A 14,654-nucleotide genomic window follows, 5' to 3' on the forward strand; every position below is an offset into this window, starting at 1 on the left:
GAGCTTTAGCTTTCTTCTGTCACGGCTTCCACGCTCTTATTTCTAGAACGAACAACTCGTCTTTTTGCTGTTAGAAATGCTTGTTGTAATACATTTGAGTACTGTTTGGCAATAATTTCTGGCGTGAAATTGAATTGGAGATATTGCCGACCTGCCATTCCCATTTGTTTAACAAGTTCGCGATCGCTCTTTAGACGGCGAATAAACTGAACTAAACCACTGGCATCACCTGAATTAAAAGCAGCACCGCAACCGCTTTCTCTTAAGAGATGCCGTAAATAGGAATGGGTTTCGCAAATAGCAGCGACGGGACGACCAGCTGCGAGAATGCCATAGAGCTTGCTCGGGGCGACAATTCCTTCCATTTTGGGACTAATACTGACCAAAGATAAATCGCAAGCTGTTAGCGAATATGGTAAGTCTTGTTTATCTTGATAGGGCAAGAAGCGACAATTATTTAAACCTAGTTTTTTGACACATTCAAAACTAGATTGAAATTTTGCTCCTCCGCCAATAAAAACAAACTGAATTGGTTCGTCTTGCAATTGTCTAGCTGCTTCTAGAATTGTCTCTAGTTCGTGACAGCGACCCATGTTGCCAGAGTACTGCACGGTGAAAGTATTGACCAATTCGTACTTTTGCGCAAACCAATTATTTTCTTTTTCTAGCGGTACAATCCAGTTGGGATTAGCCCAATTATGAATGACTACAATTTTGTCACTCATTTCGGGAGAGTGAGATAAAACTTTCTCTCGCATGGTTGAGCTGAGAACAATTATTTTTTCTGAGTTGCGCCAAACTTTTTTATTGAGTAATCTCCACCATTTTACCAACCAATTTTTCCTAGAGAAAATATCTAGCTCAATTGCAACATCAGGATATAAATCGTACATTAAACAAACGTAAGGAATCCCAAATAATAGTTTGGCTATGTAGCCGACGATTGGTAAAAAGGCTGGTGCAGTGGTTAGAAGTAGGAGATCTCCACGGTTCTTTTTATTTAATAAGTGTAAGATAGCTCGGAAAAAGAACAGGCAACCATTAATGGCTTTGCCTCGAATCCGTGCATTCCACATTCGAGAAGTTCGCGATCGCCGAATCAGAATTTTTTCAGAACGTTCTATACTAGGAGCTGCATTTTTTTTAAATGCATATCCTGGCTGTCCGGTAAAAACCCTTACTTGAATCCCTAGTTGTCCTAAATTCAGTGCTAGTTCTTCAATGAGTTGCCCTGTAGCAGCATAGTCTGGTGGATAAAATTGCGTAATAATATTTAAGTTGAAAGAAGGTGCGAGTTCTTTACTTTTGCTCTGAGCCGGCAAAAATATTTTGAGTTTTTCAATTTGCTCTTGCTGTACGTATTTATCTAGCATCTGAAGCTCTGCCTACCTCTGCCAATGCGATGATTTTGTTTAAACAGTGAGGAGTGCAAAGGAAAAGCACTCAATTTAAGTGAAAGGCAAAGCTACACAAAAGACTATTTAATAAAATTAAAATTCTCTCTTAACTCAAAAGGCTATTTCGCTAGGTAATGTAAGGTAGCTTTACACGATCGAACTTGAAAAAATCTAACTTTGACCTAGCTTTATGTCCAAGTGTGGTTTTACTGAGAATTCAATTAGAGTTTAACAATCTTCTTAGTTTTTTCAGTAAAAATACTGAAATTTAAGTGTCTATACTAATTCTAAATCTGCTGCAAATAACCCAAAATTTTCTAGTCGCGTCACACACCACAGACTTAGAGTATTGCGTTACGCCATCATGCTAACGCACCTTACGTATATTTCAAAAAGTAAGAACCAAAAAGATATCGAGATGTTTATCTAGAAAATAGAAAAATTATTAATTTTTCATAGGTCGAATTTTGGCAATATTACCGAGCTGATAAATTTACCGATCGCAAATTGCTCGTTGTTTGATTGGTTGTGCGGGATTGCCCGCGTAAATTGTCATGGGCTGAAGCGATCGCCCTGCTACGCTTCCGAGACTCAACACCGCGCCTTTACCGACAGTGACACCAGGACCAATCGTCGCCCGCGCCGCAATCCAACTACTCTGCTCGATGTGAATTGGGGCTGGGATCAGCTTGAAGTCAGAAGCACTCCAGTCGTGATTGCCAGTACACAGATAAACACCCTGAGAAATACAGACATGGCTTTCAATGGCGATCGGCGCAACATTGTCGAGCCAAGCATTTTCTCCAATCCACACGCAATCACCTACAGTTAGCCGCCAAGGAAACTTTACCCGCACTCCAGGCTTAATACAGACAGAGCGACCAACTGTAGCACCAAAACTACGTAGTATCCAGACTTTTAACTGAGAGATAGGTAGCCAATAAGTGCGAAATAAAGGCTCTCCGAGAAAATACCACAGGAGTTGTTTCCACAAGGGAGCGCCAGGAGTGTAAGTACCGAGGGTGTAACGATCTAGATACATGTAATTCCACTATCGATCTTAAATTTCAGATTTAAGGCTAGCTCCAGTACGACCTGTAAACATCCATAACCAAGTACGACAAACATCACGACTAATATGAAACCAGGATTCAGGTTGTTGGTTTGATGGAACTGATATAGGAGTTACAGCAATCCCCTGGCTGCCAAAGACAAAGAAGGCGATCGCCTTTGCTCTTGCCATGTGAAAATCGGATGTAATTAAGTAAACATGTTGAAAATACCGTTGTTTGAACTCGGCAACAAGAGAGGTAAAGTTAGTTACGGTATCGACAGCGCGGCAATCGATATGTATTCGCGATCTAGAGCTACTCGGATCTGGAAGATTGAAGGCTTTGAGATAAGGGGAAGAAATCCAGATTTCTAAAGGTGGATGCCGTAATGCAAAGTCAACAGCGAAAGATTCGCGCCTCGGATCGCCACCTAAAGCAATAATTGCTTGGGGCAGCGGCGATCGCTCTAAAGCAATTGCTAGTCGCAGAGGAATAATCCCGAACAGTACGAATAACACAGCAGCAGTTGACAAACAGACAAAACGGCATCTCTTGTACTGAAAGCGCTGGTTTTTGCTCGAACTGGTAATTTTTACTCTTGACATTGTTGACGTTATATCCATGCGTGTTACCGCTTACGGCAGCGTGACAAAATTCTCTGGGTTTGAGAAGGTGGTAGGAATTGGTTGTCGCTCGATCGCCGCTGTGTAAATCGAGATCAGATTCTGGGCGATCGCTTGCCAAGAATACTGTTGACTTGCCAACAGCCGACCGTTCTCTCCTAATTGCTGCCGGAGTTCTGGAGATGATAGTAGTTGTGCGATCGCATTTGTTAAGGGTGCGATTTGACCTTCAACAACTAGCCCAGCCGAGGCTGCGGCAATTTCTGGTGAAATTTGGATGTCGGGAGTCACAACAACTGGTAGCCCTGCTACCATTGCTTCTGCTATGGCAATCCCAAAATTTTCGGAGAAGGACGGCAAGACAAAAAGATCTGAGGCTTGTAGGAGGAGATCTTTATCTCGACCCATAACGAAACCAGTGATGGATGTACGCGGAGAAAGTCCGAGGGATGATACTAAGTCAGTCAAGTAGTTGAGGTACTGCGGCTCTCCCGAACCTGCCAAAATCAGATGAAAGTTGTGATTCTGAGCTGCTAGCTGGCTGAGGGCTTGAATTAACAAATCTGGGCGTTTTTTAGGGTGAAGTCGCGACAAGAATAGGACAACTGGTGTAGTGGTAGGTATACCGTAAGTTTCGTATAGCTTTTGCTTAGCATCAGGTAGTTCTACTGGGCGATCGACTCCTAAAGGCAAAGTAAAACTGGGTGTTTGAATGCCAAATTTTCTCACATCCTCAGCTTCGCCTAGAGCAGTGCAATGAATCATATCGGCACAATTGAGATTGTGACGCTCGATCAGAAATGAATATATCTGTTTTTTCAACCAACTTTGAGACAAAGCCCAAGGCGTTAACTGTCCCATAGTACGCATGGTGTAGGGAATTCCTTGCAACCTGGCAATTAGGGCAGCGCAAGCGGGTGCATAGGAAAAAAGATAGTGAGTTTCGATCAAATCGTAATCTCGGGCGTGTTGCCAAAGCCAACGAGTCAAAGCTGCCGAAAAAATAAACTCTTTAAGTGGTGGTGAAAAACGTGGAAAAAACCAAATTGGGACTTGCTCGTACTCAACCCGCTGATGGAGCGGCACGTCTAACAGTTCTGAACCGCGATCGTTCGTGGTGGCAATTTCGGCATCAATTCCATTTTCGCGCAAAGCCCTAACTAGATTAAGGACAACCTGAGTTGGTCCACCCAAAGCAGGATCGATCGAAGGAATAACATGTAAAACTTTCATTGACTGCTCAAATTGAATTTAATTAAGTTATCCATCGTTTGTTTAAATTGCTCGAATCCGAAAGTATCAATAACTTTCTGTCTTAAAACTTCAGGTTGATAAATAATTGGATGCGAATAAGTGCCTTGCAAAATCTGAATTAAAGTTCGGGCGATCGCGTTTGTATCGTCTGGATCGACTAATGCCCCTAGTTCTCCATGACAAAGGGCATCAATGGCTCCATCTCGATCTCCTCCTAAAGTGGGTTTGCCACAGGCTAGAGATTCTAGATAGACAATGCCAAATCCCTCACCTTTACTTGGCATGGCAAAGACATCACACAAGTTATAGTGATCGCCCAGTTCGACATCGGGAATAAATCCAGCTAAGGTTACACAATCTTTTAAATCGAGTTTCGCGATTAACTGTTCGATCCGATCGCGATCGCTACCCTTACCAGCGATCAGATAACGAACGCCAGGAATCTGACAGCGAATCTCAGGCAAGGCTTGCAGAATTTGGTCGTATCCTTTGTAACGTTCGCGGCAATCTAACCGAGCGACAGTCAGAATGACTGGTTGTTCTGGTGTCAGTCCGTAACGCTCTAGTAAGTATTGCGGCTTTGGTTGAATTTTAAAGCGATCCGCATCAAAAGTGTTGGGTAAAAGCGAGACTTTTGCCGGATCGAGATTTTGCTCTTTGAGCAAGCGATCGCGTGTATAGCTACTAACAGCAAGAATGCGATCGGCATGGTGCAACGCTTTTTGTAAAGCAGGTTTGTGAATATCCCAGGCTTCTACACCGTGAGCGATCGCCCAGTAACGCATACCAGTTAGTTGTTTCAACCAATAGGCTGCAACTGTAAAATTCAGGTGAGTGGCGATCGCTAAACTCGGTCGCTGTCGCAGTCCTGCTCCACAGATCTGAGCGGCAAAGCCAAATGTTCGCAATGGCAAAGGTAAAGCACCAGTACAGTGAAACTGAGTATGGCGCGATCGCGCCAGATCGGATGGCGATCGAGTGTCGTGCTTGAGAAAAACCTGGTAGTGCCAATTCGGATATAAGCTTTCTAAGGCATCGAGCAAGAAAGCCGAATAGACTTGAATGCCACCTTTAAATTCAAAAATATTCGGAAACCACAAGTGGCAGTTAGTTCGACCTGCTAATTCTGGCATAAAAGCTCCTGGACGCGACTGGCTAATTGCTGTCGATACAATCCCCAAGTTAATTGCTCGGCTTTTTGACGAGCCGCTTTTCCCATTTGGGCTAATTCTTCTGGGTGGGAATAACACCATTCCAGCTTTTCCTTTAGAGCTGCGACATCGCGAATCGGGACAATGAAGCCTTCTACCCCGTCTGTCAGAATATCTGGACCAGCAGTATTGGGTGTCGTGATGACGGGAATTCCACAAGCCATTGCCTCTAGCAGTACGAGTCCAAATCCTTCTACAAGCGAGGGAAAAACAAAGACATTTGCGGTACTGTAATATTCGTTCAACGCCGCATGAGGCAGAGATGGAATGTAGCGAAAAATATCTTGATATTGAGTCAGCCAGTTATTAGGAAACTCGTTAATCCCGATCGCTAAGAGTTCGGCATCGGGTAGGTGTAGTTCTTGCCAAGCTTGTAATAAGTAATGAAAGCCCTTGCGAGGTCCGACGCGACCGACAAACAGAGCGCGAAACAGTTTGTCAGTTTTAGTTTGCGGGTGGAAATAATCAATTGGTGCGCCGTAGGGAATGACACTAATTTTTTCTGGTTTGACACCCACATCTAACAGCGATCGCTGGGTGATGGAAGATGCGACAAATACGTGGTCTGCCAGTTGAATTTCCCGTTCCTTGCGCTCGATCTTCCAAGCAGGCTCCTTGACTGCTTGTAGTGCCGGCGCTAGTTCTGGAAAACGTTCGGCTTCCTGGGCTTGGAGATCTCGACTCATACGATAGAAGGGAATCGGGAGATCGTACAAGCAGAGAATCCCGCGTTGTTTAGCAACTTCAAACGCGATCGCCGCACCATCTTCGTAAGCATAAACTGCATCTAGATTTTGTAAATGATGTTGGGAAACGTGGCGATCGAGAGAGGTATACACCCAATCGATCGGTCCTTGACGACCTAAGTTCAGCAAATGACTTAATTTAGTTTTGACTAATGCTAAACGTATGGCTTCTTGCCAAGGGTGCGATCGCATGGGTACATTTACAGGCGCAGTCCACGCCCTCCTGCCTAATTCCAGCGCCACGCGAGTGCTAATTTTCTGTGGTAATAAGTTTAAGTAGCGCGATAAAACTCCCTTGGGATTGTAGGCAATTGTCGTGATCGCTTCTTGGAGTAAGTTAGCTTCCCCCCAAGCTAGTGCGGCATTGCGGGCAAAGGGATTACTGGTAGGGTGAATCAGGGAGATACGCGGATGAGACATTGTGTTGTTGCAATAATTGTTGTTCTCGATACCAATTTTCTATCGACTCTAATTGAGGTAAGAGAAAGATAAAGCCACTCAAAAACCAGTAGTAAGCCAAAAAGGTAGGTTGAGTTACTAGCTGGTCGTAGATTGCAAGTGTCTGGATCAGTAATGCTGTCAATGCTAATTGACGCAAGAATGGTTTCTTTAATTGACAGAAAACCCGTAAAAGCGCTACGAGAAGACTCAATCTAAGTCCGTACCACAGAAAAAACCCAATCGGACCTAACTCCAAAACTATTCTGCCTGGTTCTTCTTCAAAGTAAGTTGGAATGGTTGCGCCGTCTGGTAAATTTAGCGATCGGCGCAGGGCTTGACTCCCCGGTTGGGTTGCTCCAGTGCCGTAGCCGTCGAGTCCTTTATATTGAATAAACTCGAAAGGTTGGGTAAAAGTTGCCGTAATGCGTGCCGTCACATCTTGATTAGAATTTGTCCGTAACAAGAAGGCATCAATTACGGGTTTAAACCAGATAAAAGAGACTAGAGAAATACATATAGCTGGTAATAAAAATTTACTGAGCAGAGATATACTCTTTTCAGGCTGAGTAAATCCTTTAACAGTTATGAAACTAACAAAAAATAATAATAAGGCAAAAACAACGCTACGAGAGCCAGTCATACAAGAGTTAACAGTTACCAGAATTAGTTCAAAAATAGAAACCCATTTCCAGAAAGGTGGTTGGGAGAGTGAGAGGAGAGAAATCAGTAAGCCAAAGCAGATTAATAGATATACTGCATAACCGTCTATGTAGGAAAATGTGCCTGTGACGCGGACAATCTGGGTTGCTCCTGCAACTCCAAATGTAGCTACTTCCTTCAATTGACTGGGAGCATATACGTTGATTGGACTAGTAGCAGGACTAAAGAACTGAGCAATACCTAAAAAACCTACAGGAATGACTAATAAAAGATGAGAACGCAAAAATTTATATAAATCTTGCTCCGATTGAAATAGAGTTGGTAGCATCCACATTAAAGGAATATAAAAGATATATCCTCTGAGTCCAAAAAGACCTACTAGTGGTGAACCTAAACTGGGATTAAAGACTTGCAATACACACCATATGCTTGCAAAAATAGTTAGGATAGAAATAGGGCGATTTTGAATTGAAAATCTTCTCGTTGAGAAGACATAGTATTGCAGGTAAGCTCCCAAAAGCACTAAGTCTTTTAAAAAATAAATTGTGTCGCTTGCTTGAGGTAAGACCCATTTACGCAATGCACCCTCAATCACAAGAATGAAGAACACAGCTTTAACAGAGTTACGCCAATTCAATGCCGAGATCCCAAAAATAGATAAAATAGCGATCGCAGCAATTACCAATTTCACGCGATAGTCCTCTTAAGAATATGTAAATATACCTTGATAATTTGCTTTGATGTATTGAGCAAAGTCATCCTAGTTTTGTGCATACATTACCCAATACCTGTGTGACAAAGTTCTGAGCCTGAACTGATAAATTGTGAGACTGATACCAGGTGTAGGCATGACTCGCGATCGCCTGCGCCTCGACGAAATCTGTTATTTCTGTGAGGCGATCGCTGAGAACCCAGTAATGTTTTCCCGGTTCTATGCCATCTTGTAATGATGTATAAACTCTAGGACTCACAGTTAACATTCCATGAGCGCAGTAAGCTGCAAATATACCAGATTTGGCTAAATATTCTAGATGGTAATTAAAGAATCCTGCGAAGGAGTTCAAAAGAATATGACTAATTTCAGCAGCAGATAGTTTACCTGTTTCCACTATTGGAATACCTTGAATTGAAGATAGTTCTAAATCTGTTGGCGCTCCGATATCCAAGATTTCTTGAATGCCGAATAACCGACACGCTTGACTAATTTCTTTTAAAGATTGACGATAAGCTCTTTTGCGAATGCTAGGACTACCGAACAATACTAAGCGTCGAGAACGCTCTGCCAAAGGTGGTATTTGCTTTGGTTCGCCTACATTAGAAAAGACGGGTAGTGTGGGAATTTGAGTCTGTTTTCCCTGACTTAACTGATATAGAATCTCCGCATAATTTTGATTACTTGTCAAGCAGCGATCGCTCAGTTTTGCTAAACGAGTTGCTAAATTTCTTTGCTGTCCAGATAACCAAAAAGAACTCGTCCAGGGTAAATTTCCAGAAGCATAAACTTCATGGAACATCGTTACTAAATTTGAGTTAGGAGTATTTCTTTTCCAAAGTTCTAAGCCTTCAACTAACCAAACCGGACACCCTCGCTTGGCATAACCGTAGCCGACGTAATGTAATAAGACTATAGTTGGTTTGCTCGCTAATAAAGATAGTAAAGCTGTGGTGGAACGCTCGTCTACTGAATTAATTAGAAAATCTTCAATTTGAGTATTTCCAGTCCAAGCAGCATCACCAATCGCAAAATGAGTTTTGAGATTGAAATCATTGTAAAGCTGCCGTGCCAGATTTAATGCATAATCTCCCAAGCCATCTATTGCTGGAGGTAGTCGTGGAACAATCTGAATGATATCCATTAAAGTAGCTGCACTAATTTAAACTATGCTATACGAGTCAATAAAATAGCAACTCCAGTGTGAATTTTTTTACGCAAGACTAAGGGCAAAGATTGCGTCAAGTTTTCACAAGTATCAACCCAACTAGGAGTAAGAAAATTTAATAATTTTCCTAGTTTGATATGACCGTTAGTTAATGGATTTGTAAAAATTCTTGTCTCGTGAATCGATAATCCAGCTTGATGAACTATGCTTTCTATCTCATCTAAATGTAATAAAAAGATATGACCGTCTGAATTAGGCTGAAATTGGATTGCTTCAAACTCGCTGGGATCGGGACAATCCGAAAATTTAGGTAGACGATTTTGAAAATATTCGCCATTTGGCGTACTCATGACTATGTGACCTCCAGGCTTCACCATCTGAGCTATTTTCTTCAGAAATAGATCGGGATGAGCAACGTGTTCGATAACTTCAGTAATTAAAATTACATCAAATTCAGCATCAAACCCTAATGTGAAAACATTTCCTGGTTTGTAGCGAATAGTGCCATATTCCCATTTTAGTTTGACGTAATCAACTAATTCTTCTCGTAAATCGTTCCAGGTAACTTCATAGCCGAGTTCTGCCAAAGCCAAACTAAAGTTTCCCTGTGCAGCAGCTACATCTAAAACTTTTGCTCCTGGTCGAGCAACTTTCTGAACTAGCTCTAAAGTATGTTTATATCGATGGGCGTATGCATAACTATATCCGCGATAGCTAGTCTCCCCATACATTTCTAGTAAATCGTATGAATAACTTTGCTTCCAGCTTTCTAACCAGTGATTTTGAAGGGTAATAGTTTTCATATCTCAAACAGTTTTGTTTTTAGTTATTATTAAGTGTTTTCACGTTTGCGAATCTATACTGCCAAAGTAGTACGCTCATCTGTAAGTGGGCAAAATGTTCTAAAAAAGCTTCGTTAATTCCATTTAAATTAAATCTTAAAATTGCCGGAACCGTCTGATTGACAAAACTCCGTAGAGCAAACAAGAAATAATACACGGAATTAATATTTACCAATTCTTCTGCATGAATTGATAAGTAAATAAATGTTGATTCTCGATGTTGTTTAATTTTGTTCCATCCTCCCTTTGCTCTCCAGGGATGGCATACAGAAGCAGCTGGCACAAAAGAAAACTTATATCCATTCTTTAAAAGTCTTAATCTGAAATCTACATCTTCCATTGCAGCGTAGGGAAATCGTTCGTCAAAACCAGTGAGCAACTCAAAGAGTTGCTTTTGTACGGCAAAATTACATGACCATAAATAACCACCTGTCTCGTTAATAGGTGAGGTTTCTGCAAGGCTTTGTCTTGGGCGATCGACATAAGTTCGCCCTCAAAAACGAGATAAGATTGTTGAGTTATCTTAGCTTGGGCATAGGCTTCTAACCAGTGAGAATCTGGAAGACAATCATCATCTGTAAAAACTAGCCACTCACCACAGGCGTATTTTGCCCCATTATTACGGTTAGCAGCTGGACCTTTACGGGAACCAGCTACCCATTTTGCCCAAGGATAAAACTCGCGAATCATCTGCTGTGCAGTTGTTTGGAAACCATCATCGGTAACAATGACTTCATACTGCTCAAATGGTAAAGTTTGAATATCAGGTGCTAGACAATGTAGACATTTTGCTAGTAAGTCATTGCGCTGGTATGTAGGTATAATGATAGAAAATAAAGGCATCGAATTCATGCTTTTACTAAGACTTGTAAGGCACGGTTATACTAATTTTGAGCTACACTCTATAATTACAGTCAGAAGCTAAAAATTTGTTGCCTGAAGATTTTTTGTTTTGAGTATGCGATCGCGTCTGATATTTTGACTAAATATCTGCTTCACGTATGACTGAAGTGTCTCAGTCACTATGGTTTTATCAAAATTATCATTTAAAACATTGAAAGCCACTTCTACTATTTTTTTATGTAAGGCTTTATTTTGGATTGTATCTATTAAAAAGCTCTCGATTTCATTAACTCTATTTGTTTCACAGACGAGTCCACAATTCCATTTTTTCAGAAATTGATTGCAAGCAGAGTAATCTGGACCGCAAGCTAAAATTGGTTTACCAGCAGCCATATAGTCAGTCAATTTAGTTTGCACTGACGAGCGAGTCATGTGTGCGTATTCAGGTAAAAATGATGAAGCCACAAGTAGTAGATCGGCACGCTGGAGATAGCTATTGAGTTCTTGATAGGGAATTATATCGCCATACGTTACTTCCCACTGCTGCCATTTTTCTCTGTATGGATTCCAGAAGCATTTGTCTGTATGTACCACGAGTTCAATATCTTTTCCATCACATCTGAGTTGAAAAATTGCTTCAGCGATCGCTGCTAATGCATCATAGTGCATTGACCAAATGGAGCCAGCATAGACAACTTTAAATGTACCTTCATGAGTTCTTGCTGTATCAGGTGGCTGTTTGTCTGATAAGTCAACAGGGTTATGAACGATTAGCGAACTTTGAGGTTTTATCTGATAGCGATTTGATAATTCAGTTTGTAATTGTTCGCTAATCATTAACCAACCATCTGCCTGTTTTAAAAGTTGATTAGCCGTTTTTTGAACGCTGTTCGACAACCATCGCGAGTTATCGATCGCTATCCAATCATCCATGAAGTAAATTAAGGATGGACAGTGAAAGTGTTGAGTTAACTTATAACCCATTAGCAAACATAAAGACGTAACTGGACAAATTAAAATAATTTCTGGATCGAATTCCTCTAGTTTTTGTAAATTTGAAATTGGAAACCAGTCGAGTAGTTGTAGATTTATCCAATTGATTAAAGAATTAAGAGATTTTCCTAATCGATTGTGTACTATGGGTAAACGATGTCCAGCAAAGGAAAGTACTTGGCGATCGAATGGCGAACTTGTCGGGTTAGACTCTAATTCGTGTTCGGGACAAAATAACATCAGTAATTCAGCAGGGTAGTTATCAAATAAATTGACAAGAGTTCGATTAACTCCCTTGCCTTCTTGACTTAAAGTCGCTTCAGTAACTAATAAAATGCGCGGTAGATTGTCAACCATAATCCGAGCTATGCAACCTCTTGAAGTCTTGTTGTCCAAGTCGTGACAATTTCCGAAAATATTAATTTCAAAGGTTTTGTAATAGACCAATTAGAGTAGTGATTCTGCATTTTACGGAGATCGCTGTAGTAGCAAATATGATCTCCTTCGCGATTTTTATCTACATACTCGTACTGCATCTGTTTATGAGTTAGCGAAGCCACAAGCTCGAAAGCTTCTAAAATAGAGCAAGTATTATCCTTGCCACCACCTAAGTTATACACTTCACCACAACGGGGTGCTTGGATAAACTCTTCAATGAAACGAGCAACATCGTAGGAGTGAATATTATCTCGTACTTGTTTTCCCTTATATCCGAAAACTTTGTACGTGCGATTTTCTAAATTACATTTCACTAAGTAACTGAGAAATCCATGCAGTTCTACACCACTATGGTTCGGTCCTGTCAAACATCCACCACGCAGGCAGCAAGTTTTGAGTCCAAAATATCGACCGTACTCTTGAACCATGACATCAGCGGCAACTTTAGAAGCACCAAAAAGAGAATGCTTCGATTGGTCAATGCGGAACGATTCAGGAATACCATACTGATAAGTTGGCTCGGCATATTCCCATCGGGTTTCTAACTCTATCATGGCAATCTCATTCGGTGCATCTCCGTACACTTTGTTAGTAGATAAATGTACGAAAGGAGCTTCCGGCACAAATTGGCGCGTTGCCTCCAACAGATTTAGCGTTCCTACTGCATTGGTATCAAAGTCATCGAAAGGAATTGCCGCTGCTCGGTCGTGACTGGGTTGTGCTGCTGTATGCACGATCGCCTCTGGTCTGAGGCTTTCAATCAGATCCAAAACTCGTTGGCGATCGCGAATATCTATTTCATGATGCACGAAGCCTTTAATCAGAGATTCCAAGCGCTGTTGATTCCAGCGAGTATCTCCTTGAGGTCCAAAGAAAACAGCTCTTTGATTGTTATCAACACCATGAATTGCCCAACCTTGACTCGCAAAATGTAGGCAAACTTCAGATCCAATAAGTCCCGACGATCCAGTTACCAATAATTTCTTCATTCAAAATTATGCCTTTTTGCTCTTTAAGAGACCTTTGGTTTCTAATATAAAAAAGCCTCAGTTTCACCTTGAAACAAGGAAAATAATTTAATATTTTTCAGTTATTTCAACTACTTATAGCCATCCAAATTAATTTGTGAATGTTTCTTGGGTAGAGACGTTAAATGTAACTTCTCTACACAAGCTATATTTACTAAAGCTATATACATTGAAGTCGTAGAGATTGAAAATCTCGCAGAGATATATACTTCAGATGTAAGTGACTTACGTATTGAACGAAATCGTTGATTTAGTCCTTACTCGCTCGATTTACGAATAAACTGTAATTCTTTCTTTTCCGCGTGTCCAACCGCAATTTTACTGATAATTCTATCTGGCGCGATCGCAACCGTAAATCTACTTAAGTAAATGTACGGCAACTGAATTGTATATATCTCAATAAAGTCCTAGCCTACAGAATTGCTGCACGATCGCTGCATCGAAGTACAAGTTAGTAGCGATCGTAGCTAGTGCATTTAGCATCCATATATTAAATTAATGACCTCATAGTCTAGTAGGGTGTGTTATCGCGTCGCGTAACGCACCCTACGTATATTTCTACGCTTCCATAATGTTACATCTTTTCCCTCAATCCCTTTATACAATCGAACTCGTACAACCTACCAAGCTACTTTCTTTACAGTTTATTTAACATTTAGCTTTGCTTCTTCACCATTTTTTGCTTTACAAGTCAGTTTTTTAGTATTTAATGTAACTATCACTAGCAGTAAAAACACTGAAGGTAAAAATGATATTTTTCTATTTTAGATAAAAAATATACCTCTATAATTTCAAGCTATTGACTTCCATGAGGAAGGGGTTGCAATCTTCTCAATACATTTATCTCTGTATAGTTTGCATGAAGTTTATTTACGCGATCGCAGAATCATTAACAGGGCTTTCTCAGCACAGTTAGACGAAAGAAAAACAAATAGTTTGAAAGCGTAGAAATAAGGTTTCTGAATTAATAAATTGCATTGGCGATCGTGGCAAGAAGCATTATGTATCGATTGCCAAAAAATAATTTAGTACCGTCGCTTACTCCTTGAAACATAGAGATTTCAAGTCAAAGATGAGGAGGTTGTAAGTACTGAATTATTTTCAACGATATCTCCATTAGCTTTAAGTTTAAATTCTGCAAGCGACCTAGCATTAAATGCCTGCTAAGTAGGCAAGCTTTGCCGTGGGAACTAAGAAAAAACAGACGAACAATTCTGTTTAACCTATTTATTTCTATTCATATTTG

13 protein-coding genes are annotated in these 14,654 nt (G+C 40.8%); all 13 read right to left on the reverse strand.

Features of this window, described 5'->3' with window-relative positions:
* Positions 1–5: 5 nt before the first annotated feature.
* The 13 genes from M5J74_RS25055 to M5J74_RS25115 all read right to left on the reverse strand — a co-directional run bounded on the left by M5J74_RS25055 (position 6) and on the right by M5J74_RS25115 (position 13,369).
* Entirely contained in the window at positions 6–1,373 is a 1,368-nt protein-coding gene (locus M5J74_RS25055) for a glycosyltransferase family 4 protein (RefSeq protein ID WP_106170728.1), read from the reverse strand.
* A 517-nt stretch (positions 1,374–1,890) separates the two neighbouring features.
* Positions 1,891–2,439 carry a WcaF family extracellular polysaccharide biosynthesis acetyltransferase gene (locus tag M5J74_RS25060; protein WP_250013882.1) on the reverse strand — a complete coding sequence of 183 codons (549 nt, stop codon included), beginning with the start codon at positions 2,437–2,439 and terminating at the stop codon, positions 1,891–1,893.
* 18 nt (positions 2,440–2,457) lie between these two features.
* Positions 2,458–3,054 (reverse strand): YdcF family protein, encoded by a 597-nt coding sequence (locus M5J74_RS25065; RefSeq protein WP_250013885.1) that lies wholly within the window; start codon positions 3,052–3,054, stop codon positions 2,458–2,460.
* Positions 3,055–3,084: 30 nt separating this feature from the next.
* Positions 3,085–4,305 carry a glycosyltransferase gene (locus tag M5J74_RS25070; RefSeq protein ID WP_250013888.1) on the reverse strand — a complete coding sequence of 407 codons (1,221 nt, stop codon included), beginning with the start codon at positions 4,303–4,305 and terminating at the stop codon, positions 3,085–3,087.
* A complete protein-coding gene (locus M5J74_RS25075) occupies positions 4,302–5,459 on the reverse strand; it encodes a glycosyltransferase (RefSeq protein ID WP_015156721.1) in 1,158 nt (385 codons plus the stop codon). Before M5J74_RS25075 ends, M5J74_RS25070 begins: the two co-directional genes overlap by 4 nt.
* Positions 5,447–6,703 (reverse strand): glycosyltransferase family 4 protein, encoded by a 1,257-nt coding sequence (locus M5J74_RS25080; RefSeq protein WP_250013891.1) that lies wholly within the window; start codon positions 6,701–6,703, stop codon positions 5,447–5,449. The genes M5J74_RS25075 and M5J74_RS25080 overlap by 13 nt, the downstream gene beginning before the upstream one ends.
* Positions 6,663–8,075 (reverse strand): hypothetical protein, encoded by a 1,413-nt coding sequence (locus tag M5J74_RS25085; RefSeq protein WP_250013893.1) that lies wholly within the window; start codon positions 8,073–8,075, stop codon positions 6,663–6,665. Before M5J74_RS25085 ends, M5J74_RS25080 begins: the two co-directional genes overlap by 41 nt.
* Positions 8,076–8,139: 64 nt before the next feature.
* Positions 8,140–9,240, reverse strand: coding sequence for a glycosyltransferase family 1 protein (locus M5J74_RS25090; RefSeq protein WP_250013896.1), 1,101 nt, complete (start codon positions 9,238–9,240; stop codon positions 8,140–8,142).
* A 23-nt stretch (positions 9,241–9,263) separates the two neighbouring features.
* Positions 9,264–10,067, reverse strand: coding sequence for a bifunctional 2-polyprenyl-6-hydroxyphenol methylase/3-demethylubiquinol 3-O-methyltransferase UbiG (locus tag M5J74_RS25095; protein ID WP_106166830.1), 804 nt, complete (start codon positions 10,065–10,067; stop codon positions 9,264–9,266).
* 19 nt (positions 10,068–10,086) lie between these two features.
* Entirely contained in the window at positions 10,087–10,389 is a 303-nt protein-coding gene (locus tag M5J74_RS25100; protein ID WP_250013898.1) for a hypothetical protein, read from the reverse strand.
* 44 nt (positions 10,390–10,433) lie between these two features.
* Positions 10,434–10,958, reverse strand: coding sequence for a glycosyltransferase family 2 protein (locus M5J74_RS25105; protein WP_250013901.1), 525 nt, complete (start codon positions 10,956–10,958; stop codon positions 10,434–10,436).
* A 69-nt stretch (positions 10,959–11,027) separates the two neighbouring features.
* Positions 11,028–12,299, reverse strand: a complete 1,272-nt coding sequence (locus tag M5J74_RS25110) for a glycosyltransferase (RefSeq protein ID WP_127022903.1) — start codon at positions 12,297–12,299, stop codon at positions 11,028–11,030.
* An 8-nt stretch (positions 12,300–12,307) separates the two neighbouring features.
* Positions 12,308–13,369 carry an NAD-dependent epimerase/dehydratase family protein gene (locus M5J74_RS25115; RefSeq protein WP_106166828.1) on the reverse strand — a complete coding sequence of 354 codons (1,062 nt, stop codon included), beginning with the start codon at positions 13,367–13,369 and terminating at the stop codon, positions 12,308–12,310.
* Between the last annotated feature and the right edge of the window lie 1,285 nt (positions 13,370–14,654).

The organism is Chroococcidiopsis sp. CCNUC1, from assembly GCF_023546805.1.
Taxonomy (GTDB): Bacteria; Cyanobacteriota; Cyanobacteriia; order Cyanobacteriales; family Chroococcidiopsidaceae; genus Chroococcidiopsis; species Chroococcidiopsis thermalis.

Excerpts from the sequence above, each read along its gene's own strand:
- M5J74_RS25075 (WP_015156721.1), bottom strand. The coding sequence starts at position 5,459 with ATGCCAGAATTAGCAGGTCGAACTAACTGCCACTTGTGGTTTCCGAAT.
- M5J74_RS25070 (WP_250013888.1), bottom strand. The coding sequence starts at position 4,305 with ATGAAAGTTTTACATGTTATTCCTTCGATCGATCCTGCTTTGGGTGGA.
- M5J74_RS25055 (WP_106170728.1), bottom strand. The coding sequence starts at position 1,373 with ATGCTAGATAAATACGTACAGCAAGAGCAAATTGAAAAACTCAAAATA.
- M5J74_RS25105 (WP_250013901.1), bottom strand. The coding sequence starts at position 10,958 with ATGAATTCGATGCCTTTATTTTCTATCATTATACCTACATACCAGCGC.
- M5J74_RS25080 (WP_250013891.1), bottom strand. The coding sequence starts at position 6,703 with ATGTCTCATCCGCGTATCTCCCTGATTCACCCTACCAGTAATCCCTTT.
- M5J74_RS25090 (WP_250013896.1), bottom strand. The coding sequence starts at position 9,240 with ATGGATATCATTCAGATTGTTCCACGACTACCTCCAGCAATAGATGGC.
- M5J74_RS25110 (WP_127022903.1), bottom strand. The coding sequence starts at position 12,299 with ATGGTTGACAATCTACCGCGCATTTTATTAGTTACTGAAGCGACTTTA.
- M5J74_RS25065 (WP_250013885.1), bottom strand. The coding sequence starts at position 3,054 with ATGTCAAGAGTAAAAATTACCAGTTCGAGCAAAAACCAGCGCTTTCAG.
- M5J74_RS25115 (WP_106166828.1), bottom strand. The coding sequence starts at position 13,369 with ATGAAGAAATTATTGGTAACTGGATCGTCGGGACTTATTGGATCTGAA.
- M5J74_RS25095 (WP_106166830.1), bottom strand. The coding sequence starts at position 10,067 with ATGAAAACTATTACCCTTCAAAATCACTGGTTAGAAAGCTGGAAGCAA.
- M5J74_RS25060 (WP_250013882.1), bottom strand. The coding sequence starts at position 2,439 with ATGTATCTAGATCGTTACACCCTCGGTACTTACACTCCTGGCGCTCCC.